The sequence below is a fragment of the Mesorhizobium sp. B1-1-6 genome (assembly GCF_006443035.1).
Classification (GTDB): Bacteria; Pseudomonadota; Alphaproteobacteria; order Rhizobiales; family Rhizobiaceae; genus Mesorhizobium.
In genome coordinates, this window is sequence record NZ_VFWR01000002.1 from 475,442 (window position 1) to 500,223 (window position 24,782).

At 65.1% G+C, this 24,782-nt stretch carries 24 protein-coding genes and 1 pseudogene; 7 read left to right on the forward strand and 18 right to left on the reverse strand.

Annotated features, from left to right (window positions below; all coding sequences use genetic code 11):
• Positions 1 to 165: 165 nt before the first annotated feature.
• Genes FJ979_RS05990 through FJ979_RS32885 form a run of 3 tightly spaced genes read right to left on the reverse strand, consistent with a single transcriptional unit; the run spans position 166 to position 5,991 of the window.
• Positions 166 to 3,522, reverse strand: a complete 3,357-nt coding sequence (locus FJ979_RS05990) for an error-prone DNA polymerase (protein ID WP_140580239.1) — start codon at positions 3,520 to 3,522, stop codon at positions 166 to 168.
• Positions 3,519 to 4,994, reverse strand: a complete 1,476-nt coding sequence (locus FJ979_RS05995) for a DUF6504 family protein (RefSeq protein ID WP_140491985.1) — start codon at positions 4,992 to 4,994, stop codon at positions 3,519 to 3,521. Before FJ979_RS05995 ends, FJ979_RS05990 begins: the two co-directional genes overlap by 4 nt.
• Complete coding sequence (locus FJ979_RS32885; RefSeq protein WP_140514081.1) at positions 4,936 to 5,991, reverse strand: hypothetical protein; 1,056 nt, start codon at positions 5,989 to 5,991, stop codon at positions 4,936 to 4,938. Before FJ979_RS32885 ends, FJ979_RS05995 begins: the two co-directional genes overlap by 59 nt.
• Positions 5,992 to 6,241: 250 nt before the next feature.
• Here FJ979_RS32885 and FJ979_RS06005 point away from each other — a divergent pair, with 250 nt between their 5' ends.
• On the forward strand, positions 6,242 to 6,664 hold the full coding sequence (locus tag FJ979_RS06005; protein ID WP_140491980.1) for a metallopeptidase family protein: 423 nt from the start codon (positions 6,242 to 6,244) through the stop codon (positions 6,662 to 6,664).
• A gap of 19 nt (positions 6,665 to 6,683) precedes the next feature.
• On the opposite strand, the gene FJ979_RS06010 is transcribed toward FJ979_RS06005, so the two are convergent.
• A complete protein-coding gene (locus FJ979_RS06010) occupies positions 6,684 to 7,313 on the reverse strand; it encodes a TetR/AcrR family transcriptional regulator (RefSeq protein ID WP_140524507.1) in 630 nt (209 codons plus the stop codon).
• A 170-nt stretch (positions 7,314 to 7,483) separates the two neighbouring features.
• On the opposite strand from FJ979_RS06010, the gene FJ979_RS06015 reads away from it, so the two are divergent.
• Entirely contained in the window at positions 7,484 to 8,161 is a 678-nt protein-coding gene (locus tag FJ979_RS06015) for a hypothetical protein (RefSeq protein ID WP_210239597.1), read from the forward strand.
• On the opposite strand, the gene FJ979_RS06020 is transcribed toward FJ979_RS06015, so the two are convergent.
• Together FJ979_RS06020 and FJ979_RS06025 are read right to left on the reverse strand one after the other, a co-directional pair.
• Entirely contained in the window at positions 8,148 to 8,354 is a 207-nt protein-coding gene (locus tag FJ979_RS06020) for a DUF1737 domain-containing protein (protein ID WP_140493464.1), read from the reverse strand. The two genes, FJ979_RS06015 and FJ979_RS06020, sit on opposite strands and share 14 nt — an antisense overlap.
• 55 nt (positions 8,355 to 8,409) lie before the next feature.
• Positions 8,410 to 9,306: a CoA ester lyase gene (locus FJ979_RS06025; RefSeq protein ID WP_140580240.1), complete on the reverse strand. Its 897-nt coding sequence runs from the start codon at positions 9,304 to 9,306 to the stop codon at positions 8,410 to 8,412.
• A gap of 63 nt (positions 9,307 to 9,369) precedes the next feature.
• Between FJ979_RS06025 and FJ979_RS06030 the strand changes: the two are divergent.
• Both FJ979_RS06030 and FJ979_RS06035 read left to right on the forward strand, forming a co-directional pair.
• Positions 9,370 to 9,492 (forward strand): annotated as a pseudogene (locus tag FJ979_RS06030) (ATP-binding protein); the annotation flags it as partial.
• A 28-nt stretch (positions 9,493 to 9,520) separates the two neighbouring features.
• A complete protein-coding gene (locus tag FJ979_RS06035; RefSeq protein WP_140580241.1) occupies positions 9,521 to 10,687 on the forward strand; it encodes an FAD-binding oxidoreductase in 1,167 nt (388 codons plus the stop codon).
• Positions 10,688 to 10,747: 60 nt separating this feature from the next.
• On the opposite strand, the gene FJ979_RS06040 is transcribed toward FJ979_RS06035, so the two are convergent.
• From FJ979_RS06040 to FJ979_RS06055, 4 genes are all read right to left on the reverse strand, one after another.
• Positions 10,748 to 11,251, reverse strand: coding sequence for an SRPBCC domain-containing protein (locus FJ979_RS06040; RefSeq protein ID WP_140580242.1), 504 nt, complete (start codon positions 11,249 to 11,251; stop codon positions 10,748 to 10,750).
• Between the two features lie 42 nt (positions 11,252 to 11,293).
• Complete coding sequence (locus FJ979_RS06045) at positions 11,294 to 11,740, reverse strand: SRPBCC family protein (RefSeq protein ID WP_140580243.1); 447 nt, start codon at positions 11,738 to 11,740, stop codon at positions 11,294 to 11,296.
• Positions 11,740 to 12,051: a metalloregulator ArsR/SmtB family transcription factor gene (locus FJ979_RS06050; protein WP_210241463.1), complete on the reverse strand. Its 312-nt coding sequence runs from the start codon at positions 12,049 to 12,051 to the stop codon at positions 11,740 to 11,742. The genes FJ979_RS06045 and FJ979_RS06050 overlap by 1 nt, the downstream gene beginning before the upstream one ends.
• 90 nt (positions 12,052 to 12,141) lie before the next feature.
• Positions 12,142 to 12,561 (reverse strand): GNAT family N-acetyltransferase, encoded by a 420-nt coding sequence (locus tag FJ979_RS06055; protein WP_140491962.1) that lies wholly within the window; start codon positions 12,559 to 12,561, stop codon positions 12,142 to 12,144.
• Positions 12,562 to 12,715: 154 nt separating this feature from the next.
• Here FJ979_RS06055 and leuD point away from each other — a divergent pair, with 154 nt between their 5' ends.
• Complete coding sequence (gene leuD, locus FJ979_RS06060; protein WP_140491959.1) at positions 12,716 to 13,321, forward strand: 3-isopropylmalate dehydratase small subunit; 606 nt, start codon at positions 12,716 to 12,718, stop codon at positions 13,319 to 13,321.
• Between the two features lie 69 nt (positions 13,322 to 13,390).
• Positions 13,391 to 14,314 (forward strand): hypothetical protein, encoded by a 924-nt coding sequence (locus FJ979_RS06065; RefSeq protein WP_140580245.1) that lies wholly within the window; start codon positions 13,391 to 13,393, stop codon positions 14,312 to 14,314.
• A gap of 111 nt (positions 14,315 to 14,425) precedes the next feature.
• On the opposite strand, the gene lpdA is transcribed toward FJ979_RS06065, so the two are convergent.
• The 4 genes from lpdA to FJ979_RS06090 form a co-directional block, all read right to left on the reverse strand.
• Positions 14,426 to 15,823 (reverse strand): dihydrolipoyl dehydrogenase, encoded by a 1,398-nt coding sequence (lpdA, locus tag FJ979_RS06070; protein WP_140580246.1) that lies wholly within the window; start codon positions 15,821 to 15,823, stop codon positions 14,426 to 14,428.
• A gap of 234 nt (positions 15,824 to 16,057) precedes the next feature.
• On the reverse strand, positions 16,058 to 17,437 hold the full coding sequence (locus FJ979_RS06080) for a dihydrolipoamide acetyltransferase family protein (RefSeq protein WP_140580247.1): 1,380 nt from the start codon (positions 17,435 to 17,437) through the stop codon (positions 16,058 to 16,060).
• A 16-nt stretch (positions 17,438 to 17,453) separates the two neighbouring features.
• The gene (locus tag FJ979_RS06085) at positions 17,454 to 18,467 is read right to left on the reverse strand and encodes an alpha-ketoacid dehydrogenase subunit beta (RefSeq protein WP_140524493.1); all 1,014 of its coding nucleotides are present in this window, start codon (positions 18,465 to 18,467) and stop codon (positions 17,454 to 17,456) included.
• 3 nt (positions 18,468 to 18,470) lie between these two features.
• On the reverse strand, positions 18,471 to 19,703 hold the full coding sequence (locus FJ979_RS06090; RefSeq protein WP_140580248.1) for a 3-methyl-2-oxobutanoate dehydrogenase (2-methylpropanoyl-transferring) subunit alpha: 1,233 nt from the start codon (positions 19,701 to 19,703) through the stop codon (positions 18,471 to 18,473).
• 438 nt (positions 19,704 to 20,141) lie between these two features.
• Here FJ979_RS06090 and holA point away from each other — a divergent pair, with 438 nt between their 5' ends.
• On the forward strand, positions 20,142 to 21,185 hold the full coding sequence (gene holA / locus FJ979_RS06095; protein WP_140524492.1) for a DNA polymerase III subunit delta: 1,044 nt from the start codon (positions 20,142 to 20,144) through the stop codon (positions 21,183 to 21,185).
• Between the two features lie 50 nt (positions 21,186 to 21,235).
• Here holA and FJ979_RS06100 read toward each other — a convergent pair whose 3' ends face one another.
• From FJ979_RS06100 to FJ979_RS06115, 4 genes are all read right to left on the reverse strand, one after another.
• The gene (locus FJ979_RS06100) at positions 21,236 to 22,024 is read right to left on the reverse strand and encodes a DUF2182 domain-containing protein (RefSeq protein ID WP_140514094.1); all 789 of its coding nucleotides are present in this window, start codon (positions 22,022 to 22,024) and stop codon (positions 21,236 to 21,238) included.
• A gap of 34 nt (positions 22,025 to 22,058) precedes the next feature.
• Positions 22,059 to 22,685, reverse strand: coding sequence for a DUF1326 domain-containing protein (locus FJ979_RS06105; protein WP_140491936.1), 627 nt, complete (start codon positions 22,683 to 22,685; stop codon positions 22,059 to 22,061).
• 314 nt (positions 22,686 to 22,999) lie between these two features.
• On the reverse strand, positions 23,000 to 23,887 hold the full coding sequence (locus FJ979_RS06110) for a ParB/RepB/Spo0J family partition protein (protein WP_140491933.1): 888 nt from the start codon (positions 23,885 to 23,887) through the stop codon (positions 23,000 to 23,002).
• A gap of 57 nt (positions 23,888 to 23,944) precedes the next feature.
• Entirely contained in the window at positions 23,945 to 24,745 is an 801-nt protein-coding gene (locus FJ979_RS06115) for a ParA family protein (RefSeq protein ID WP_140491929.1), read from the reverse strand.
• Positions 24,746 to 24,782: the final 37 nt, after the last annotated feature.

Here is a 24,782-nt window from a genome sequence, read left to right on the forward strand (position 1 = left end):
GAGCGTTGAAACTGCCAATCTCCCCCTTGAGATGGCCGGCAGGTCAGAGGGGGGCTCGCCCACCAGCGTCAAGTTTCGCACCGCTGCGGTGCGGAGACGTCGCGGTATGGATCCTTGCGCCGCGTCGCTTCGCTCCGCCCGTAGATGACGAAGGCATTGATGTGCCTACTGAAAATTGCGGCCCCTGGGCATGACGCTTTCCGCTTCTTCCGACAGTGTTGCCAAATCCTGCCCGGCCGGTGGGTTCCGCATCGCGGGCCGGCCGGGACGATCCGGATCCTCCCTCGAGGCATGCCCCTGAGAACCGGCCCCCGGCAAACTGGCCTGGTCGACCTTCTCCAGCAACACCGTCAGCCAGGGCGTCAAATCCTCGATCTTCTCGGCGACGATGTGGACGACATCCGATTCCGACTGCAATTTGCCGGTGACCTTGACGAAGCGCGCGCCCATGACGATGGGACGGAAGCGGTCGAAGGTCCGCTGCCAGAAAATGACGTTGGCAACGGCCTCGTCATCCTCCAGCGTCAGGAAGACCGCATTGCCCTTGCCGGGGCGCTGCCGCACCAGAACGAGCCCGGCGACCGAGACGCGCCGTCCGTCCCGCACCGAGCACAGCCTGGCATTGGGCGTCACGCCGGCCCGGTCGAGCCGTTCGCGCAGGAAGGCGACCGGGTGCGCCTTCAAGGACAGGCCAAGCGAGCGGTAATCGTGGATGACATGCTCGCCGAGCGGCATTTTCGGCAGCTTCGTCTCCGGCTCCAGCTCGCGTAGCCGCAGCGCCGGCCGGTCGAAAAGCGGCAGCTTTTCGGCGGCACTCTTGCCGTCGAGGGCGCGCACCGCCCAAAGCGCGGCGCGGCGGTCGAGGCCGAGCGAGCGGAAGGCATCGGCCTGCGCCAGTCTTTCGATCTCGGCGACATCGAGGCCGGAGCGCAGCCAGACATCCCGCACGGATGCGTAGCCTGAACCGCGCCACTCGACGAAGGCGTCCATGCGCTCCTTGGAAAGTCCCTTGATCTGCCTGAAGCCGAGCCGCACCGCGTGCTGCGTCGCGATGACGCCGCGCATGTCGGCATGGCGCGGCAGGATGCGGGCCGGGTCGAAAGCCGCCTGTTCCAGCGTGCAGTCCCAGACGGAGAAATTGACGTCGACCTCGCGGATTTCGACGCCATGGTCGCGCGCGTCGCGCACCAATTGCGCCGGCTGGTAAAACCCCATCGGCTGTGAATTCAGGATCGCGGCGCAGAACACGTCGGGATAGAAGGTCTTGAACCAGCAGGAGGCATAGACCAGCAGCGCGAAGGAGGCGGCATGGCTTTCGGGAAAGCCGTATTCGCCAAAACCCTCGATCTGCTTGAAACAGCGTTCGGCGAAATCCCGGGTGTAGCCCTTGCCGACCATGCCGTCGATCATGCGCCGGCGGTAATTGCCGATCGTGCCGGTGCGCTTGAAGGTGGCCATGGCGCGGCGCAACTCGTCGGCCTCGCCCGGCTTGAAGCCACCGGCCACGATGGCGATGTTCATCGCCTGTTCCTGGAACAGAGGAACGCCCAACGTCTTGTGGAGGATCGCCTCCAGCTCCGGTTTCTGATACTCGGGCTGCTCCTTGCCTTGCCGGCGGCGCAGATAGGGGTGGACCATGTCGCCCTGGATCGGGCCGGGCCGCACGATCGCCACCTCGATGACAAGGTCATAGAATTCTTTTGGCTTGAGACGCGGCAGCATCGACATCTGCGCGCGCGATTCGATCTGGAAGACGCCGATCGTGTCGGCGCGACCGATCATCTTATAGACCGGCTTCGCCTCTTCCGGCAGGGTGGCAAGGACATAGGGCTGCCCGTAAGGGTCTCGCGCCTGCGGATAATGGTCCGTCAGCAGAGTGAAGGCGCGCTTCAGGCAGGTCAGCATGCCGAGCGCCAGCACGTCGACCTTGAGGATCTTGACCGCGTCGAGATCGTCCTTGTCCCACTCGACCATCTTGCGTTCCTCCATCGCCGTCTTGACGATGGGCACGATCTCGTCGAGCCGGTCCCTGGTGATGACGAAGCCGCCGACATGCTGGGAGAGGTGACGGGGAAAGCCCATGATCTCGTTGGCGCGCTCCATCACGTGCCGCGATATGGGATCGGCGCGGTCGAGGCCGCCGGCCCGGGCTTCCTTCTCGCCGAGCTCGGAGGTCGACCAGCCCCAGATCGAGCCGGAGAGCGATGCCCTGACATCCTCGGACAGGCCCATCGCCTTCGACACTTCGCGCAGCGCCGAGCGGCCGCGATAGCTGATGACGGCGGCGGCCAGCGCGGTGCGCTTGGAGCTGTATTTCTCGTAGATATATTGGATGACCGTCTCGCGCTTCTCATGCTCGAAATCGACGTCGATGTCGGGCGGCTCGTTCCTCTCCTCGGAAATGAAGCGTTCGAACAGCGTGTCGATTCGCTCCGGCCCGACCTCGGTGATGCCGAGGCAGAAGCAGACGACCGAATTGGCGGCCGAACCGCGCCCCTGGCAGAGAATATCCTGGCTGCGGGCGAATTTGACGATGTCGTGGACGGTCAGGAAATAACGGGCATAGTTCAGGCGCTCGATAAGGGCGAGCTCTTCCTCGATGCGCCTCGTCACCGATTGCGGCACGCCCGAGGGATAGCGCCTGGCCGCCCCCTCCCGCGCCAACCTTTCCAGCTCCGCCTGCGGGCCGAGCCCTGATTGCGTCGGCTCGTCGGGGTAATTGTACTGAAGGTCGCTGAGCGAGAAGGTCAGCTCCTGCGCGAAGCGCAGCGTTTCGGCCAGTGCCTCCGGGTGCCTGCGGAACAGGCGCGCCATCTCCAGCGGCGGCTTCAGATGGCGCTCGGCATTCGCCGTGAGTTCCAGCCCGACCTCCGAAACGGGAATGTTGAGGCGAATCGCGGTCAGCACGTCCTGCAGCGGGCGCCGCTCGGCCGTGTGGTAGAGGACGTCGTTGGTCGCCATCAAGGGCAGGCCGGCCAGCTCCGCCATCGCCGCCGCCTGCTCGATCCTGAAGCGGTCGTTTCCCGCATAATCGGGCGAAACGCCAAGCCGCAGGTTTTTACCGAAACGGTCCTTGAGCTCGCCAAGCAGGGCTAGTGTGCCCTCGGCCCCCGCCGCCAGGTCGGGCAGGACCGCCAGCGACATCAGATCCCCCCATTCGAGAAGGTCGTCGCGCCGCAGAAGGGTCGCGCCCTTTTCGTTCTCCTCGCGCAGATTGGCTTGCGTGAGCATGCGGCACAGATGCCCCCAGCCCTTGCGGTTCTGCGGATAGGCGAGAATATCAGGCGTGTCGTCGCAAAAAACCAGCCGGCTGCCGGGGTGGTAGGCAAGCGTCTCGACCTTGGCCTGCTGCCAGGCGCGCACCACGCCCGCCACCGTGTTGCGGTCGGCGAGCCCGATCGCGGAGAACCCCATGAGCTTGGCCGCGACCACCAGCTCCTCCGGCTTGGAGGCGCCGCGCAGGAACGAGAAATTCGACTGGATGCCGAATTCCGCATAGGGAATGGCGGTCAGCGCGTTCATGCGAAGACCCCGTGCAGGAACCAGCGCGGCGGGATTTCAGAGCCGCCATAGAGACCTTGCCGGTAGAGCCAGTAGCGGCGGCCGTCGGCATCCTCGATGCGGAAATAGTCGCGTGTCGACGCCGCTTCGTCGCTCGAAAATTCACGCCACCATTCCGGCGCGATGCGTTCAGGGCCTTCGGCGCGGGCGACCCTGTAGAGCGCACGCCGCCAGCGGAAATTCAGCGGCGGTCCCTCGGGCATTTCGGTGGCCGGCACCTCAATCGGCTCGGGCGAGCGGAAAAGCCGGATCGGCCGCTCCGGCGGGAAGATGGTCATCGGCGCCTGCATCCTGTCCGGTTTCTTCGGCGGCGTGATGCGGCGCGGGGTTTCCGTGAAGGGGATGGTGGCGACGGCACGCTCGGGCAGATGGCTTTCCACGACGACCGGCTTGAGAACCGCGCCCTCGCCGAGCCGGGCGCGGATGCGGTCGGCGAACAGCGCGATATCGGCGCCGTCGTCGGTCGTTTTGCCTGTCAGGTCGGCCTGCGGCATGTCGAAGGCCGCCGCCGCCAGCACCGAAAGCCGCACCAGGTCGAAGCCATAGCCGGCATCGATATGCTGCTCGAGGGCGGCCAGCCGCTCATGGAACAATTTCTGGATCAGCCGGGGTTCGCGCATCGGTCGCGACGTGCCGAGCGCGATGCGGCTGACGGCGCCGTCGACGCGGAACAAGAGCAGCGCCAGGCTTCTCGCGCCTTCGCCGCGCCGCTCGAGGTCGATCTTCAGGGTCGTCGCCAGCATGCCCACCAGCCGTTCTATGTCCTCTGTCAGCGTGACGGGCTCGGCCAAATGGCGTTCGACCGAAAGCGGCGCGACGGGCAGGCGCGGCGACACCGCCTCGTCGAGACGGCCGAGCGCCTGGTCGAGGCGCAAGAGCAGGGAGGCACCGAAGCGGCGGGCGAGCGGCGCGCGCGGCGCGGCCATCACCGCGCCCGCCGTGCGCAGGCCAACACTTTCCAGGCTGGCGCGGGTTTCCGGCGCGATGCGTAGCGCCGCCAGCGGCAAGGGCGCCAGGAGCGCTTCCTCCTCGCCGCCGGCAACGATGCGGTCGCCGCAGAACCGCGCCGCCGCCCAGGCGGCGCCGGGTGTCGCGGCAAGGCCGGCACGGACGTCGAAGCCCTGATGGAAGAAGCGCGACAGGATCTCGTCCAGCATGGCGCGTTCGCCGCCGAAAAGATGGGTGCAGCCGGTGACGTCGAGGAACAGGCCGTCGGTCCCGTCGAGCGCCACCAGCGGGGTATAGCGGTCGCACCAGTCCGCAAGGCCTTCGAGCAGGCGCCGGTCGGCTTCGGCATCGGCCTCCATTATGTCGATCGACGGATGCATGGCGCGCGCATCGGCGATGCCCATGCCGGGCTTCAGATGCAGCGCCTCAGCCCGCTCGTCGAGGGCTAAGATGCGCTGCGCGTTGCTGTCGCGATGGCTGATCACCAGCGGCCGGTGATCCGATGGCCGGGAACGCCAGGACCGCCCCAGGCGCTGCCGCAGGATCCGTTCGGCCGCGAGATAGGGAAACCACAGGGACAGGATTCTTTGCTCGTTCTTCCCCAATCCGTCTTTCATCGAATATGCGTTCATCGGGGTTCCACTCCAATATGAATTGTCCTGGCAGGGCCGTGCGGCTCTTGCCGATGCTGATGGTGAAGGCGGGGCGGCCGATCGAGCCGGCAAGCGGCCCGGCGACCGTGTCGCGCGGCCCTGCCGGCGCCGGCGAGACGATGAGGCGGACGGGCGCCGCCGTCGGTTCGGGTTCGGCCGCCTGCCGCAGCAGGAAGACCGGCCGGCCGGCGCTCTGCGCGCGGGCGTGCAGCCGGCGCGTCGCGGTCAGGTCCAGCCGCTGCGGATTGCCGCGGACTTCAAGGATGACGGCGGCGAGCGCCGTCATGCGGGCCGCCTCCTCGGCGACCCACAGCGCATCGGCGAGCCTTGGCGCCTCGGAAAACAGCAATTGCTCCGGCTCGATGCCGAAGGCGGCGTGAAGGCCCCGGGCATAGGGAAAGCCCGCCTCGCGAAAAACCTCCTGGGTGCCGATCCACAGCACCGGCAATCGCGGCCCTTGCTTGAGGATCAGGCTGGGCTTGAGGATCAGGCTGGCGAGCGACAGGGCGAAGCCGGCGACCGCTCCGGCATCGCGGGTCTCGACGCCATGGATTTCGCTCAAGGCCGCTTTCGGCAGGCCGCCGCCCAAATCGCCGCCCCAATCGCCACCGAGGGCGGCATCGAGCCGGCCGATGCCGGTGCGCAGGAAAGCATCCGGCCTGGCTACGGCGATGCCGCGCCGGACCACGGTGCGGTCCGCGGCGGCCATGCCGGCGTCGGAAACCGCGCCGGCCGGCGCCTGCAGGCGCTCGGGCAGCGTTCCCTCGATCTTCGCGATCTGGCGGCGCAGGGCAAAAACAGTCTCCCGCGCCACGGCGCTCATCGCCATGACGGTCAGTGTCCACTCACAATTGTTCCTGTTATGTTCTTATAGATTCCAGAGGCGACCCGAAGAGTCAAGCAGACTCATGGGGGAATTTATTCCTCTCCGATAAGAGGGCCAACATGGGTCGGACAGCCGACCGCCCCTCAAGCCATGCGAAACGGCTCCCGGTGCCGTAAGCAATCCTGGGGTTGGCCGCCGCGTCATTTGCCGATTGTGGCCCAAAAGCCTATATGCCGGGATCAAAGGACAAAGCATGGCCCGCATCTACAAGACCCGCATTTGGCACGACCAGCTTTCGCCGTCGATGGACGAGATCGAGTTCCTGGCGCTGGAGGCCTACGCCCATCTGCCCGAGGATTTTCGCAAGCTGACCGGCGAGATCGTCATCCAGATCGCCGAATTCCCCACCGACGAGATCATGGACGACCTGTCACTGGAAACCCCCTTCGACCTGCTCGGCCTATTCGAGGGACGCGGCATTGCCGAGCGCTGGAACCCGCAGACCGGCGAAGGCCCGAACCGCATCACGCTCTATCGCCGCGCCATCCTCGACTACTGGGCCGAGAACGAGGAGACTTTGGGCGACATCGTCACCCATGTGCTGATCCACGAGATCGGCCACCATTTCGGCCTGTCGGACGACGATATGGAGAAGATCGAAGAGGCAGCCGAGTGACCGGTTCTACGTCAGGCCGTCATTTCACAATGAGTGTGATGAAATGTTTTAATACGTTCTGCACAGTCTGCTCCCCGGTATGTCCTGCCACTGCCCATTGCGCAAAATGTCCATCAATGTACATGCGTGCGAGCCCGTAGACGAGCGCCCTCGCGGCTATCTGGGTCTCTGCCATGTCGTCCGACCGGAGCATGTTTCGCCGCTGTGCTTCTGCCATTGACGCTTCCATCAGCGAACGCACCGCTTCATTATCGTGACGCAGCGACTCCGAAGCATCCCAATCAATAAGATTGCGTGTCGAGATGATCTGGAAGTGGGTGGGGTTTCGAATTGCCCAGCGCAAATAGGCGATTCCAACAGCGGCAAAGCGTTCGATCGGATCGTCCGTCGCAACCTTCTCGACCGCATTCGTGATCTCCGAGCGGAATCGGCTCATTGCCTGCTCCGCGACAGCCGTCATCAACGCGGTCTTGTTGCTGAAGTGACGGAATGGCGCGCCGGGGGAAACCCCGGCACGTTTTGCGGCTTCGCGCACGCTCACATTGTCGGGGCCGCCTTCCTCGACCAGTTGAACCGCGGCATCGATCAGGACCTCCCGCAAATTGCCATGGTGGTAACCAGTGCGATGAGGCGCCTTGGCTTTTGCCATCTCTTTCCCTTCGTTCCGTGGAGCAGCTTCCCGCCTCTGTAGCATGATTCCGCGATTTATGTAATCGCCGTTTACAATCCCGGCCAGAGGATGTAAGCAGTGATTACTGATGGGATCGGAACAGGCCTACGGTCTTCGCGGCTCCCGAACTCCCAGCTGAGGAGACGAACATGCTCGCCAGAACAGCCCCACCCCGCCCGCAATCGGTCATTTCGCATCAGAGTCCAGCCGAAGAACTTCAGCAGGAGAATTTCGCGATTGTTCAGTCGAGCGCGACTGTGCCCAGCCTCACGCTTTATCGGCTTGCCGCCGTCGCCGGGATGGGAAGCGCGCTTATTCTTCTGGTCAACGCGGCTAAACGCAGCTCGCTCATCGCGACCACCGATCTGACGCAACTTCTCGCACCAGTCGCCGAGATATTGGCACTTGGCCTCGTCGTGGGCCTGTTTCTTGCGTTTGGCCGGCGCGCGGGGCTGTTCGGCACTATCGCGTTTGTCATCAACTTCGTTGCGTTGGCAAGTTTGGTAGGCGTGGAAGCAGTGATCAATCTGGTATTTTCGAAGCTTCCGCTCACAACCATCGTCGAGCTGCGAGCCGGACCGCTCGGTCTGGCTCTGGTCGCCAGTTCGGTTCTTTTTCTGGTTGGAACGCTCGCGTTTGTAATCTCTCTCGCCGTTGCAAGAGGCGTGCCGCGCATTCCTCTCGCTCTTTATCTCATTGGCGCGGTGCCGATCGCGCTTCGTGCGTTCGTTCCGGAGCTGGCTCTTGACCTGGGCTTGGCGATGCTTGCGGCATCGATCGCCTGGCTGGCGGCGTGGCTGTGGATGCGAGGGGCTACCAGTCGCTGAGCTTGGTGTCCGGCCCGTATTCCTGGCCCTCGACATCCTTCACCACGGCCTGGCCGCAGCGCATGGTCTTGGTCTTCTTGTCGTAGGCGTAGGTGGGGGAGCCGAACAGGTGCCAGCCCTTGTTCAGCGCCGCCGTCACCTTGTGACAGAAGCTGGCGTCGTCCGGAGCGGTGAGAAAGCGGTAGAGTTTCATCATTCAATTCCTGTCGTCAGTCCATCGCCCGCGATCGGCAATCCAACACGGCACATCATGCGCCGACGGCCGCCGCCTTCGCCAGCAGTTTTTCGGCCTGCGCAAGGTGCAGCCGTTCGACCATCCTTCCCTCCAGCGCAATCACGTTCTTGCCGGCATTTTCCGGAAGCGCAAAGGCCTGCTTCACCGCGCGGGCCTTGGCCACCGCCTCCGCCGACGGCGCAAAGGCGCGGTTCGCCGCCTCGATCTGGGCGGGATGGATGAGCGTCTTGCCGTCGAAGCCCATGGCGGCCGCTTCCGTGCATTCGCGGCTGAAAGCATCGAGCGCGCGAAAATCGTTGAAGACGCCGTCGACGATATCGAGATCGCCGGCACGCGCCGCCAGCACCATCTGCATCAGCCACGGCAGGAGATAACGCCGGTCCGACGTCGCCATAATGCCGGTGTCCTTGGTCAGGTCATTCGTTCCGGCAACGAAACAAACAAGCCGCGAGGCAGGATCGCGGCCAAGTTCGGCGATGGCGCCGACATTGAGCACAGCCTTCGGCGTCTCGATCATCGCCCATAGTTTCACGCTGTCGGGGGCGGAATTGTCGTCGAGCACGTCACCCGCCTCGAGCACGTCGCGGGGCGTGTCGACCTTGGCCAGCAGGATGCCGTCCGGCTCCGCCTTGGCCGCCGCCAGCAGGTCGGCGCCGCCCCATTCGCTCGAGAGCGCATTGATGCGCACCACCATCTCGCAGCGCCGGCCACTATGGTTGGTATCAGGACGATTGCTGAAGATGCCGGCCAGTTTTTCGCGCGCCGCGACCTTCTCGGCCGGGGCGACGGCATCCTCCAGGTCGATGATGACGGTATCGCAGGCAAGCTGCGCCATCTTGGCCAGCGCCTTGTCGTTCGAGGCGGGAACATAGAGCACCGAGCGGCGCGGGCGGTAGAGATCGGTCGTCATGCCAGATCTATGCCGCCTGCCGCGGGTTGAGGCAAGGGAGCAGGCGGCATCGCGCGGTGCTCTACCGGGGGCACCGGCATGGGGCTCGGCATCGTGCTGGCCCTCCTGAAAGCGCAGGATGGCACGATCAGGCTGGTTGACTCCGAGCGCGGCACGCGCTTCGAGATTGTCTTGCCGGTTGCGTAAGGACGCCGGCAGCGGATCGGAGAAAAAAGTGCGCTACGACATCGTCATCATCGGCGGAGCCATCGTCGGCTCCTCGATCGCCTATTATCTGCGCGAGGAGGGCTTTTCCGGCAGGATCGCGCTGGTCGAGCGCGACCCGCAATTTTCCCACGCGGCGACAACGCTATCCATGGCCTCGATCCGTCAGCAATTCTCCATTCCGGAAAATATCCGCCTGTCGCAATTCACGCTGAAACTGTTCCGCCGGCTGAAGGAAGAATTCGGCGCAGACGCCGACATCGGTTTTCGCGAGGGCGGCTATCTCATTCTCGCCGGCGAGGCCGGGCTGCCGATCCTCAGGGCCAACCACGAGGCACAGCTTGCCGAAGGCGCCGACATTTTGCTGGAGGACGCCGAACAACTCGTGCGCCGTTTCCCTTGGCTGTCGGCCGACGGCATCACCGCCGGCGCCTATGGCCGCAGCGGCGAGGGCTGGTTCGACGCGCATGCCATGCTGATGCTGTTCCGCAAGGCGTTGCGCGAGAAGAAGATCGACTTCATCAATGCTTCGGTCACGGGCATCGAGCGGCAGGGTGACCGCGTTACCGGCGTCAGCCTCGACAATGGCGAACGGCTCGAGGCCGGCATCCTTGTCAATGCCGCAGGGCCGAATGCGGGCAAGGTCGCCGCACTCGCCGGGCTGGCGCTGCCGGTCGAGCCGCGCAAGCGCAACGTCTTCGTCTTCGAGGCGCGCGAGAAATATGCCGACATGCCGCTGCTGGTCGACCCGTCCGGCATCTATGTCAGGCCGGAAGGCTCGGTCTATCTCACCGGCGGCGCCGAGCCGGAGGAGGGCGACGGCCCGGCCGATCCCGCCGATTTCGACGTCGACTGGCCGCTGTTCGAAGAGGTGATCTGGCCGGTGCTGGCGACCCGCATCCCGGCCTTCGAGGCGATCAAGCCGACGCGCGCCTGGGCCGGTCATTACGACTACAACACGCTCGACCAGAACGCGGTGATCGGCCCGCATCCCGAAGTCGGCAATTTCCTCTTCGCCAACGGCTTTTCCGGCCACGGCCTGCAGCAGGCGCCCGCCGTGGGCAAGGCGCTGGCCGAGCTGATCGTCCATGGCGGCTACCGCACGGTCGATTGCTCCCCCTTTGGCTACGAACGCGTTGCCGAAGGGCGGGCGTTCCGCGAGTTGAATGTGATTTGAGCCGAGTCAAGGTCCCTCTTTGACGCTGACATCAAAAGGGTCTGCACCGCCACCAGTCGGCTAAGCCGCCACTCGGCTTCCCGCACCCAAATACGCCTGTAGCCAGCCCAGCACGCGTCCCCAGCCCTCGGCATGTTCGGCCGCCGCTTCGGCCAGCCCGGCGAAGCCGCCATGGCAGATGGTGAGGCGCGTGCCCGCGGCGGTTGGTTCCAGCAGCCAGGCGACCGTCGTTTGCCGGCGGCCAAGCGTCGGGTGATCCCAGGCATAGAGCCTTGTCTGCACGATCCGCCGCGGCACCTCGATATCGAGGAATTCCCCGTTGGCCGGCAGCTCCCTGCCGTCGGCTTCACGGACCGTGACGGCCCATCGGCCGCCGGCGCGAAGGTCTGCCGACCATTTCACCATCCGGTAGGTGTCCGCGGACCCCCACCATTGTTCGACCTCGTCGGAGATCAGCGCGCGGAAGACGCGCTCTGCCGGCGCGTCGATCTCGGCCTGGGCCATAACGGTCTCGCCATTGGTCATGCTCTGCACGGCTGAAGTTGGCACTGGGACATGCAACATCGATGCCTCCGGATGATTGTTTCGGCTCGAAAACGATGATTTTCAGCCTTTCGACGCCGGCCGAGACAGGCCCTGCCCGGTTTCGAGCAGGCTTTTCAGGCTCGACAGGACGAGCGGCCAGCCATTGCCGACATGCTCCAGCAGCTTGTGCGGGCCGTCGGCCGCATGGGTGACGGCCAGCTTCATCATGTCGCCCTCCTGCTCGATGACGAAGGTGCAGGTGGTGTAGCCGTCGGCCTTCACGTCCGGCATGAACTCATTGCGCCATTTGATCACCAGGCGCCTTGGCGGATCGATCTCGAGGATCTCGCCGCTGTCGGTCACCCGGCCGTCGGCATAGACCATCTTCCACGCCGAGCCCTTTCTCCAGTCGCTCTGCATGCGGGCGCCGAGAAAATATTGCTGGTGGAATTCCGGTTCGGTCAGCGCCTGCCAAAGCTTGTCGGGCGTGGTGCGGATGTAGGTCACATAAACGAAGGCGTTGCTCATCAGTCTTCCCTTTCGAGGCGTCTCTTCAGGTCGCCGAGGGCGGAGAGCCACCCCCGCTCGAATTTGCCGATCCAGCGCTCGGCGATCTCGTTGATCGGAACCGGGTTGAGGTAGTGCTCCTTCTCGCGCCCCTTGCGGATTGTGGTGACAAGGTTCGCCTCCTCGAGGATCGCCAGGTGCTTGGTCACCGCCTGGCGCGTCATATCCATCTCAGCGCACAGCCCGTTCAGCGTCTGCCCGTTCCTGTCATGAAGGCTGTCCAGCAATTGCCGGCGGGTCGGGTCGGCCAAAGCGCGAAAGACGGCGTCCATGCTCATGGCTCTAATATGCAACCATTTGGTTGCATGTCAAGGCGACATGTCATGCCAACGGCTGCTGAATCCGGCCACAGGAGAAAAATGTCAGCGCGTGCGGGAGAACCAGAAGGCGTCGGCCATGCGCATCATGCCGATGCGCTCGTAGAAGCCGGCGGCGTCGGGCACGGAAACCAGGCTGATGGCGACGGACGGGCCGAGCTGCCGCCGCGCCTCGTCCATCAGTCCCTTGCCGATGCCGAGCCCCTGCGCCGATCCGGAAACGGCGAGATCGGAGATGTAGCAGACCCAGGAGAAGTCCGTCACGGCCCTGATGACGCCGACCAGCGGCTTGCCTTCGGTATCCAGCCGCGCGGTCAGCACCAGATTGGCGCCCGACAGCATCGCCCGCAGCCTGTCGGCATCGTCGACGGGACGGATCTCGCCAAGGCCGGAGTCCACCAGCACGCGGCGGAATTCGGCGACGTCGAGCGCGGGTTCGCGTGCATAGAGGATTTTTTCAGCCATCACAGCCAGACTGCACCATCGGGCCGCGAATTCGAAGCCGTTTGTGCGGCACCCCGTGCCGACGCGCGCGAACACCTGCCTTTTATTTGTCGCCGGCTTTGTGTAAACCGGGCGCCAGCAATCCCCCGCAATGCCAGGAAGACGGGCAAAGACCATGGAAAAATTCACCAAGCTCACCGGCGTCGCCGCGCCCATGCCGATCGTCAACGTCGACACCGACATGATCATCCCCAAGGATTATCTCAAGACGATCAAGCGCACCGGGCTCGGCAGCGGCCTGTTCGCCGAGATGCGCTACAAGGACGACGGTTCGGAGAATCCGGATTTCGTGCTCAACAAGCCGGCCTACCGCAAGGCGCAGATCCTCGTCGCCGGCGACAATTTCGGCTGCGGCTCCTCGCGCGAGCACGCGCCGTGGGCGCTGCTCGATTTCGGCATACGCTGCGTCATCTCGACCTCCTTCGCCGACATCTTCTACAACAACTGCTTCAAGAACGGCGTGCTGCCCATAACCGTCAGCCCCGAGGATCTCGACAAGCTGATGGACGACGCTTCGCGCGGCTCCAACGCCACTCTGTCGATCGACCTCGAGGCCAAGGAGATCCGCGGGCCCGACGGCGGCGTGGTCAAGTTCGACCTCGATGACTTCAAGCGTCATTGCCTGCTGAACGGCCTCGACGATATCGGCCTGACGATGGAGAAGGCCGGCGCCATCGCTTCGTTCGAGAAGAAGAACGCCGAGCTGCGCCCCTGGGCCTGAACGGCGCGGCTGACGACATCGGCCCGGCCGTCGCTGGCCGGGCTTGCGGCGGCTGAAGGAGGAACAGTCATGACACGCCCGCTTCTTGCCAGCGCCTGCGCCCTGGCCATGACCGTGGCGACGATGGCCGGCGCGCATGCGCAGGCCGAGACGCCAGAGGCGCAGCCACCGGCGGCAAGCGAGACGCCGGCCACGGATCAGGGAGCCGCCGACGTTTCCGACGACGACAAACAGGCGCCGGTGCCGTTCGAGGGCGGCCAGTTCACCATCACCCAGCAGGAACAGTATGGCGAGAAGGTGCTTGCCTATGACGGCAAGCAACTGGCCGGCAATTACGACGTCTTCTTCGACAAGATCGTCGAGGTCGGCGGCGTCAAGGTGGCGCTGTTCGACGTCGGCGACGGCGGCAACCAGTGCGGGCCGGCGACGGTGATCGTCTGGAAACCGGAAGGCGCGGAGATCCAGAGCACCACCGTCGAGCAGGACGAGTGCGGCGCGCCGCCCACGGCCGTCTCCGACAGCGCCATCTATTTCGTGCCTTATCTCCTGCCTGGCGATTCGAAACCGGCATTGCAGTGGTCGCCGACATCGGGGCTGACGATCGCGGGCAATCTGACCTACATGCCCGAACCCGGCACCGACTGGAAGGACATCGATCCGTCGAAATACGACAACATCATCGACGCCTTCCACAATGAGGCCGTCTACAAGGCGGCCGAGGCGCTGCTCGGCAAGGACATGCCCGACATGGCGACCAGCCTGCTGGTCGGCGGCGGCACTGAAAAGACCGCGTCCGGCGCCTTCTACGCCAGCGGTTGCGTGCCGCACGATTGCGGCGGCAATGACGGCTTCATGGCGGTCGATCCGGGCCAGCACAAGCTCTATTTCGCCCGCCGCGGCGACAATGGCGAGCCGGACGCCAAGCCCCCGGTGAAGACCTGGCCGGCCGACGTGAAGGCAGCGCTCGACAAGGCGATGAGCGCGGCGAATTAACTCCGAATGCGCACCGTAGGCGGGATGTGCGGGGCGCCTAAGCTGCCAATCTCCCCCCTTGAGGGGGAAATGTCCGGCAGGACAGAGGGGGGTGCTTTCCGCCGTCCCGAATTAGATATGCAGCGCGTGTCCCAGCGCCTTCAGGGCCGCTTCCTGGAAGCCTTCGCCCTGTGTTGGATGGGCATGGATGGTGCCGGCGATGTCCTCCAGCCGCGCGCCCATTTCGAGCGCCAGGCCGAAGGCCGTCGACAGTTCCGACACGCTTTGCCCGACCGCCTGGATGCCTAGCACAAGATGATTGTCCGCGCGGGCGACGACGCGGACAAAGCCATCCTCGCCAATCCTGGTCATCGCGCGGCCATTGGCGGCGAAGGGAAACATCCCGACCTTGATTTCCCCGCCGAGCGCCTTGGCCTCTTCGGGCGACAGGCCGACGGTGACCAGCTCCGGATCGGTGAAGCAGACGGCGGGGATAGCCCGCTTGTCCCAGCCGCGCTTATGGCCGGCGACGATTTCGGCGACCATCTCGCCTTGCGCCATCGCGCGGTGCGCCAGCATCGGCTCGCCGGTGACGTCGCCAATGGCGAAGATGCCGCGCATGGAGGTGCGGCACTGCTCGTCGATGCGGATGAATCGCCCCGCCATGTCGAGGTCGATCTGGTCGAGCCCCCACCCTTCCGCCACCGGCTTGCGGCCGACCGTGACCAGGATCTTGTCGGCGGCGATCCTCGCATCCTTGCCGTCCGGGGTCTCGACCAGCAGCGCATCGCCTTTCGTCGACAGGCCCTTGGCCTTGGCGCCTGGCATCATTTCGATGCCGAGCGCCGCCAGCCGCTTGACCACCGGCCGCGTCAGTTCGGCGTCATACTGCGCCAGCACGCGCGGCAAGGCCTCGACCACGGTCACCGCCGCGCCCATCTTGGCGAAGACAGTGCCGAGCTCCAGGCCGATATAGCCGCCGCCGACCACCGCCAGCCGCTGCGGCACCTCCTTCAGCGCCAGCGCTTCCGTCGACGAGATCACCGGCCCGCCGAACGGCAGGAACGGCAATTCGACCGGCGCCGAGCCGGTGGCGATCACCACCGCTTCGGCGCGGATCACCTGGCTTCCCGTCTCGGTCTCGACCGCGACGGTCTTGCCGTCTCGAAACGTCGCCCAGCCCTGCACGGTCTTCACCCCGGCCTTCTTGAGCAGGCCGGCGACACCGCTGTTAAGCCGACTAACGATGCCGTCCTTCCAGGCGACCGTCTTGCCCAGATCCAGCGCCGGAGCGGCCAACGAAATGCCGAGCGGGCTGTTGCCGCCCGCCATCTGCGCGACCTTCTCGAACTCCTCCGCTGCATGGATCAGCGCCTTGGAGGGAATGCAGCCGACATTGAGACAGGTGCCGCCCGGCTTGCCGGCCTCGACGATGACGGTATCGACGCCGAGCTGCCCGGCACGAATAGCGCAGACATAGCCGCCCGGCCCGGCGCCGATGACCAGCAGCTTGCAGGAGATTTCTTTCATGACGTGACCCTTCGATCCGAGGAAACGCTCCGTCGAGATTCTTCGCGCCCCCCTCTGTCCTGCCGGACATCTCCCCCACGAGGGGGGAGATTGGAGGCTTCGGCGCCTCGCTCAATCCCGCAGCGCTGGTGATTGGCGAAAGCCGGCGTGACATCTGATCTCCCCCCTTGTGGGGGAGATGCCTGGCAAGGCAGAGGGGGGCGCTCTCCCGCCATCATCTCGAATGATCCACCCTCAATCCACGAAAATCAGCGCCGGCGTTTCCAGGAGCGTCTTGATGCGCTGGATGAACACCGCCGCGTCCCAGCCGTCGATGACGCGATGGTCGAAGCTCGACGACAGGTTCATCATCTTGCGCGGGATGAACTGGGTGCCGTCCCATACCGGCCGCACCATCATCTTGTTGACGCCGAGGATCGCCACTTCCGGGTGGTTGATGACCGGCGTCGTCGCCACGCCGCCCATGGCGCCGAGCGAGGTGATGGTTATGGTCGAACCGGAGAGCTCGACGCGCGTCGCGGTTCCCGACTTGGCCGCCTCGGCCAACCTGGCGACCTCCGCGCCGCATTCCCAGATGTCCAGCGCTTCGGCGTGCTTGACGACAGGCACCACCAGTCCCGACGGCGTCTGCGCGGCGATGCCGATATGGACGCCGCCATGCTGGTGGATGATGCCGGCCTCGTCGTCGAACAGCGCATTGAGGTTGGGCTGGTCCGCAATCGCCTTGACCATCGCTCGCATCAGAAACGGCAGCAGCGTCAGCTTGGGCCTTTCCGTCCCCTTGGCCGCCCGCTTCTCCTTGTTGAGCGCGGCGCGCAGATCCTCGAGCGCGGTGACGTCGATCTCCTCGACATAGGTGATGTGCGGGATGCGCGACGTCGCCAGCGTCATCTTCTCGGCGATCTTGCGCCGCAGGCCCACCACCTTGATGTCCTCGACGGCATCGTTGCGGGCGAGGCCGGATGCCTTTGCCATGTGCGGCCCGCGCGCCAGGAACGCCTCGATGTCCTCATGGCCGATGCGGCCGGCCGGGCCGCTTCCCTGGACCTGCCTGAGGTCGATGCCCGCTTCCTTCGCACGCAGCCGCACGGCCGGCGAGGCCAGCGGCCTTTCACCTTGCGCACGCGGCGCGCTGTTGACCTTGGACCTGGCGCCGTCATCCTCGGGCTTGTCCCGAGGATCTACCGACCTTCCGGAACTGGTCGCGTCATATCCCTGTGGGACGGCGGATCCTCGGGACAAGCCCGAGGATGACGGCGACAGATTGGGCGATGACGGCTCCAGGTCCGAGACCGGGCGAGCCCCCGTATCATCGGAGATACTTTCAGCCGTCACTTCCGCCGGCATCGCACCGCCAACGACATTGCCCTCGCCGGCCACCTTCAGCCGCACGATGGGCGAGCCGATCGCCACCGTGTCGCCGATATCGGCGCCCAGCCACAGGATCTCGCCGTCGACGGGGGAAGGGATCTCGACCGTGGCCTTGTCGGTCATCACGGCGGCAAGCATCATGTCCTCGCGCACGATGTCGCCGACCTTGACATGCCATTCGACGAGTTCCGCCTCGGCGACGCCCTCGCCGACATCGGGCAGCTTGATGATGTGTTCGCCCATGTCGGGCCTCCCCGTTCTAGGCTTCCAATGTTTCCGTAAGCGCCCGGCCGACGCGGGCCGGACCGGGGAAATAGTCCCATTCCTGCGCATGCGGATAGGGCGTGTCCCAGCCGGCGACGCGGGCCACCGGTGCCTCCAGATGGTAGAAGCAGTTTTCCTGCACAAGCGCGACCAGCTCCGCTCCGAAGCCGGAGGTCAGCGTCGCCTCGTGCACCACGACGCAGCGTCCGGTCTTCTTCACCGACGCCACGATGGTGTCGAGGTCGAGCGGCAACAGCGTCCTGAGATCGACGATCTCGGCATCGATGCCGGTCTCCTCGGCCGCCGCCTGCGCGACATAGACCATTGTGCCGTACGCCAACACCGTGACGGCGGAGCCGGCCCGGCGGATCGCGGCCTTGCCGAGCGGCACGGTGTAGTGGCCGTCGGCGACCTCGCCCAGCTCGTGCTTCGACCACGGCGTCACCGGCCGGTCGTGATGGCCGTCGAAGGGGCCGTTGTAGAGCCGCTTCGGCTCGAGGAAGATGACCGGGTCGGGATCCTCGATCGCCGCGATCAGCAACCCCTTGGCGTCATGCGGGTTCGAGGGCACGACGGTCTTCAGCCCCGACACATGGGTGAACAACGCTTCCGGGCTTTGGCTGTGCGTCTGGCCGCCGAATATGCCGCCGCCGGTCGGCATGCGCACCACGATCGGGCAGGTGAAGTCGCCGTTCGAGCGGTAGCGCAGCCTCGCGGCTTCCTGGGTCAGCTGGTCGTAGGCCGGGTACATGTAGTCGGCAAACTGGATCTCCACGCACGGCTTCAGACCATAGGCGGCCATGCCGATGGCCGAGCCGACAATGCCGGATTCATTGATCGGTGCGTCGAAGCAGCGGCTCTTGCCGTATTTCGCCTGCAGGCCTTGCGTGCAGCGGAACACGCCGCCGAAAAAGCCGACATCCTCGCCGAACACCACCACTTTCTCGTCGCGCCCCATCGACACGTCCATCGCGTCGCGAATGGCCTCGATCATGGTCCGCCTCGGCATGGCTCAGACCCCCGCCTGCTGGCGCTGGCGCCTGAGATGCGGCGGCATCTCGGCATAGAGGCCCTCGAACATGTCGCGCGTCGACGGCTTGCCGCCGGCGTGCAGCGTGCCGTGGCTTTCGGCTTCCTTCTGCGCCGCGATCACCGTGTCGAGGATTTCCGCTTCGGCCTGCTTGTGCCGCTCCTCCGACCAGACGCCGAGCCGGATGAGATGGTTCTTCAGCCGAACCACCGGGTCGCCGAGCGGCCAGGCATCGGATTCGGTCTTCGGCCGGTAGGCCGAGGGATCGTCCGAGCTCGAATGCGCGCCGGCGCGGTAGGTGACATATTCGACCAGCGTCGGCCCCAGGTTGCTGCGCGCGCGCTCGGCCGCCCATTTCGCCACGGCGTGGACGGCGAGATAGTCGTTGCCGTCGACGCGCAGCGCCGGGATGCCGAAACCCAGCCCGCGCGCGGCGAAAGTGCCTGAACCGCCGCGCGCTATGCCTTGAAAGGTCGAGATCGCCCACTGGTTGTTGACGACGTTGAGCACCACGGGCGCCTTGTAGGTGGAGGCGAACACCAGCGCCGAATGGAAGTCGGATTCCGCCGTCGAGCCGTCGCCGATCCAGGCCGCGGCGATCCTTGAGTCGTTGGAGATCGCCGAGGCCATCGCCCAGCCGACCGCCTGGATATACTGCGTCGCCAGATTGCCCGAGATCGAGAAGAAGCCGTGCTCCTTCGACGAATACATGATGGGCAATTGCCGGCCCTTCAGCGGGTCGGCCTCGTTGGAATAGATCTGGTTCATCATCGTGACCATCGGGTAGCCGTCGGCGATGAGCAGCCCGGCCTGCCGATAGGTCGGGAAATTCATGTCGCCGGGGGCGAGCGCCTTGCGGAAGGCGCAGCTCACCGCCTCTTCGCCCAGATGCTGCATGTAGAAGGAGGTCTTGCCCTGCCGCTGCGCCATCTGCATGCGCGCATCGAAGGTCCTCAGCGTCATCATGTGGCGCAGGCCTTCGAGCAGTTCCTCGTCGGAGAGCAGCCCCGCCCACGGCCCCACCGCCTCGCCGGCGCGGTTCAGCACCCGGATGATCGAGAATGCCATGTCGCGGATGGCGCGTGGATCGACGTCGATTTCGGGGCGCGGCACCGAGCCGGCGGCGGCGATGGTCACGTTGGAGAAATCAGGCGTGCCGCCCGGCCGCACCTCGGGCTCCGGAACATGGAAGCGCAACATCCCAGCATCGGCCATGACCTTCGTCCTCCATGTCGCCCGGCACCGATATTTGCATATCCGCGCCGCCAGTGCGAATTCACCGGGCAAGCCTCCGGGCATCGGGCCGGCCAAGCCGGCCGATACAGCCTGCCGCGCACCAAGATGAAGATATGTCGGCGAAATTTCTTGTCGATGTTGGGCGGCGCCGCGCAACTAGGCGCAAGGTCGCGTGAGGTTTGTCGCCAGATAAGGTGATTGTTTGGCAAGCTTGGCTGCCGCGCCCACTTCACGCCTGCGGAAGGAGAGGAGAATCGCGGGTCCGCCAAACGTGGCGCCCTTCCTCTCCCCCGTCGATCGGGGGAGAGGTGTCGAGCGCAGCTCGACGGAGTGGGGGTCGATCTTCCCTCGAAGCAGTTCTTCCGAGGTGAACTGGAAAGCGTTCACTCCGCCCCAACATCATGCTAACCACCCTCGATGGCACAGAAGAAAGCATACGAGGTGGATTCCTGGCTCGCGAAGCCGGACCCGCGCATGGCGATCGTCCTGCTTTATGGCCCCGATCGGGGCCTCGTCTCGGAGCGCGCCAAGGCTTTTGCCGCCGCGACCGGCCTGCCGCTCGACGACCCCTTCTCGGTGGTCAGGCTCGACGGCTCCGAAGTCGAGCGCGACGAGGGCCGGCTGCTCGACGAGGCGCGCACCGTGCCGATGTTTTCCGACCGCCGCCTGCTGTGGGTGCGCAATGCCGGCGGCCAGAAGGCGCTGGCCGACGACGTCAAGGCGCTGACGGCGGAGCCCGTACGGGACGCGATCATCCTCATCGAGGCCGGCGATCTCAAGAAGGGCGTCGGGCTGCGCGCCGTCGTCGAGGCGGCCGACAACGCCATGGCGCTGCCCTGCTATGCCGACGAGGCCAGGGACATCGATGCCGTTATCGACGATGAGCTGCGCAAGACCGGCGCGACGATGACGCTTGAGGCAAGACAGGCGCTGCGCCGCAATCTCGGCGGCGACCGGCTGGCCTCGCGCGGCGAGATCGACAAGCTGCTGCTTTATGTCCATGGCCAGAAGGAAATCGGCCTCGACGACGTCAGGGCGATGTCCGGCGACGTTTCCGGCGCGTCCTTCGACGATGCCGTCGACGCGCTTCTCGAAGGCAAGGTCGGCGAGTTCGACACCGCCTTCACCCGCCATTGCCAGGCAGGCGGCCAACCCTTCCTGGTGCTGTCCTCGGCGATGCGGCAGTTTCAGGCGATGCAGTCCATGCGCGGCCAGATGGAGGCCGGCGGCCGCAATGCCGCGTCGGTGGTGGCGGCGGCGCGCCCGCCGGTTTTCTTCTCGCGCCGCAAGCTGGTGGAGAAGGCGCTGGAACGCTGGAGCGTCGAGGCGCTCGGCCGCGCGCTGACCCGGCTGCAGACCGCCGTGCTGCAGACGCGGCGAAGGCCGGACCTGTCGGTGGCGCTGGCAAGGCAGGCGCTGCTCGGGATCGCGGTGGAAAGCGCGAGGCTGGCACAGCGTTAGGCCCTTTCGGCACCGGGCGCCTGCCTCCGTTGGTCAATTCCCTCCTTTGATCAATTCATTGTCATGGCGCCTACCGGCTCAAAAGTCGGCAGCGCCTGTGGAAAGACCAGCACCGCCGCGCCATAGAGCAGCAGAGCGATCCCCGACAGCTTCGCGATCCCATTTCCAGACGGCAGGGTCTTTTCCGCGAATATCAGCAAGGTGACCACGGCCATTGCGGCAACGTTCATGATCCCGAGAGGAAAGAGGGCGAGAAACAAAAGCCAGCAGCAGCCGAGGCAGAAAAGTCCATGCTCCAGGCCCATGCGAACCGCGCCCCAGTAACCATCGCGCCATGAGGTCAGGATGAAGCCGATCGGCGTGCGGCATTTGGCCAGACACAGATCCTTCAGCGGGGAAAGTTGATAGGCGCCCCCAAGCATCAGCAGCGCGCCGCCGAAACGCGCGGCCGTCGCCGTTGACAATCCCACATGCCCGGCGAGCACCTCCGCACCCGCCGCGCCGGCAAAGGCGATAACGCCCATCACGCCCCAGACCAGCATGTACCCGGCCACGAACACCCAGCTCGAGACAAAGGTCTCGCCCCGGCCCCGTTTGCCGGCCTGGACCCGGTGAAATGTCAGGATCATGGGGGCGGCCGTCGGAAACATCATGGCAATCATCATGATCATCCAGACGGCAAGAAACAGCGGCGCCTTCATGCCCATGGTGAGCGAGTACATTTCCATGCGCATGTCCGCGTCCATGCCCGTCTGCTGCCGGATGAGCAAGGTCCATGCCGCCGCCGCGATAGCGATCAGCAGCGCGAGAATGATGTATCGCTGCAACGTCTGCACCATGGACGAAGTACGTCCCGTACTCTGCGGCCAACGGCTACTGCTGGCCGGACCAGTTGATCGGGGCGTAATGTCCGTTCCGGCGGGAATTGTCCCAGCTCATGCCATGGTCGCTGAATGTACTGCCTTCCGCCCCCATCGCCAAGGCGAGCCAGTCGGGATTGACGGGATGGCCAGTGGCCGCCCACATCTGCCCGTCCTCGCGCATCGTCGGCAGCGGCTCGACCGCCATTCGCATGACGCCGGCAATCTCCGCCGACCGCTTCTTGCCGTCTATCCGGTAGCTTATCGGCACCTTCTTGGCGCCGAGATTCGTGCCGATCAAGGGTGCCAGCACCGCCATGGGGCCGCCCGCGACGCCAGTGAAGATGGCGCCTAGCGCCTCTGTCTGCCTGTCATCGGCCCGTTCGTCGATATAGGCGGCGGCCGTCCAGTTGCCGTCTGCCATCGGACCCGGCGTGTGGGCAACCATGGCGACGCTGAGCCCATCCAACCGAACGTCGCCGTAACTGCCCGTATCGATATGAAAGACCAGACCGACGTCGCAAAAACCTTTCGTCGGCCTTGATGTCAGCTGCGCGTTGGTGGACAGCAGGCAAGGACACACGACATCGCAGCTACAGTTTTCGAAGTAACTTCCGGACAATTGCCAACGGACTGCCATTTGCACCTCCCATTTGCGTCAGGCGCGCGTCGGCATATTGCTTTGGCGAGGCGGTGCCATTTCACGCCTGTTGCAGGAATGGCAGATAGCCCTCGCCGCGACTGACCGGCACGCTAGGGCAATGAATTTAAGTCTTGTCTAATAGAGGTTACGCCGTTGCCGGGCACTGTCAAGCCGCGAGCGCGGCTGGCGACAGATACCGATGGCGCTGCTTTTTCGCCAATCGCCAGCGCTTCAAACGAAAGGGCTGGCGGACAGCCAGCCCTCGTTTTCCCTGCGTTGTAGCTTCCGCTTTGTTGAAGTTCGCCGGCTAACTACCGCTCTTGTTTCAATCTCCGACACAGCTCGTCAAGCTGCTCCAGCGTCCGGTACGCCACGCGAATCTCGCCGCCTTTGTTCGTGTGGTCGATGGTCACGATCATGCCGAGCGTGCCGGTCATCAGCTTTTCCAGCGCCAGCGTGTCGGCGTCTTTTTCCGGCGCGCTTTTCGCCTGCTTCGGCTTCGCCGGGGTCGGACCGGCCGGCATCTGCGCCAGCGCTTCGGCCTGGCGCACCGAGAGCCCTTCCTCGACGATGCGCTTGGCAAGCCCCGCCGGGTCCTCCGCCGTCACCAGCGTGCGGGCATGGCCCGCCGACAAGGCCCCGTCGACCAGCATGTCGCGGATCACGTCGGGCAGCTTCAGCAGCCGCAGCGTGTTGGCGACATGGCTGCGGCTTTTGCCGATGACCTGGCCGAGATCGGCCTGGGTGTAGCCGTGATCGTCGATGAGCTGCTGATAGCCGAGCGCTTCCTCGACCGGGTTGAGGTCGGCGCGCTGGACGTTCTCGATGATTGCCAGTTCCAGCGCCGTGCGGTCGTTGACCTCGCGCACGATGACCGGGATCTCGGTCAATCCGGCGCGTTGCGCGGCACGCCAGCGCCGCTCGCCGGCGATGATCTCGTAGCGCCCGGCCTGCGACGGCGAAGGCCGCGCCACCACCGGCTGCACCACCCCATGCTCGCGGATCGATTGCGCCAGGTCGGTCAACTCGGCGTCGCCGAAATGCCGGCGCGGGTTTTTCGGATTGGGCGTCAGGAACTCGATCGGTACCTTGCCGTCGGCACTCATCCCAGGCTTCTCCGGCGCGCTCGGACGGTCGATCTCGCCGATCAGCGCCGCCAGCCCGCGGCCCAGTCTCTTTCTCGAAAGGTCTTCGCTCATTTCGGTTCCAGATTGTTTCGGTATCGAATCGGCTTTTGCTCCATGCGCGGCCGCTTGTTAAGCGGCGCGCAATTTACGCTCGCGGCGGATCACTTCCGACGCAAGCTGCAGATAAGCCTGGCTGCCGGAGCATTTGAGGTCGTAGAGGATCGCCGGCTTGCCGTAGGACGGCGCTTCCGACACCCGCACATTGCGCGGAATGATGGTCTCGTAGACCTTGTCCCCCATATGCTCGCGCACGTCCTGCACCACCTGGTTGGCGAGGTTGTTGCGGCCGTCATACATGGTCAGCACGATGCCCTGGATGGTGAGATCCGGGTTGATCGAGCGGCGCACCTGCTCGACGGTTTCGAGCAGCTGGCTGAGACCTTCCAGCGCGAAGAACTCGCATTGCAGCGGCACCAGGACGGAATCGGCCGCCGCCATCGAATTCAAGGTCAAGAGATTGAGCGACGGCGGACAGTCGATCAGCACATAACCGAAACCAGCCGAACGCGCCGACGCGGCGCGCAGGGCGTTGCGCAGCCGCAGCACCCGGTCCGGCGCCGAGGCGATCTCCATCTCGATGCCGAGCAAATCGAGGGTCGATGGCACGATCGACAGGCCGGGCACGGCCGTCGGGATCGCCGCCTCCTCCAGCTCCAGCTCGCCGGTCAGCACGTCATAGGACGACACCGTGCGGTCCTTGCGGTCGATGCCGAGGCCGGTGCTGGCATTGCCTTGCGGATCGAGGTCGACGATCAGCACCTTCTCGCCGATCGCCGCCAGCGCGGTGGCCAGGTTGATGGCGGTGGTGGTCTTGCCGACACCGCCCTTCTGGTTGGCTACGGTGATGATTCGAGGGCCGTTCTTCATCATGGGTCTATGCCAGGAATTCATTTTGGGTCGCCAACAC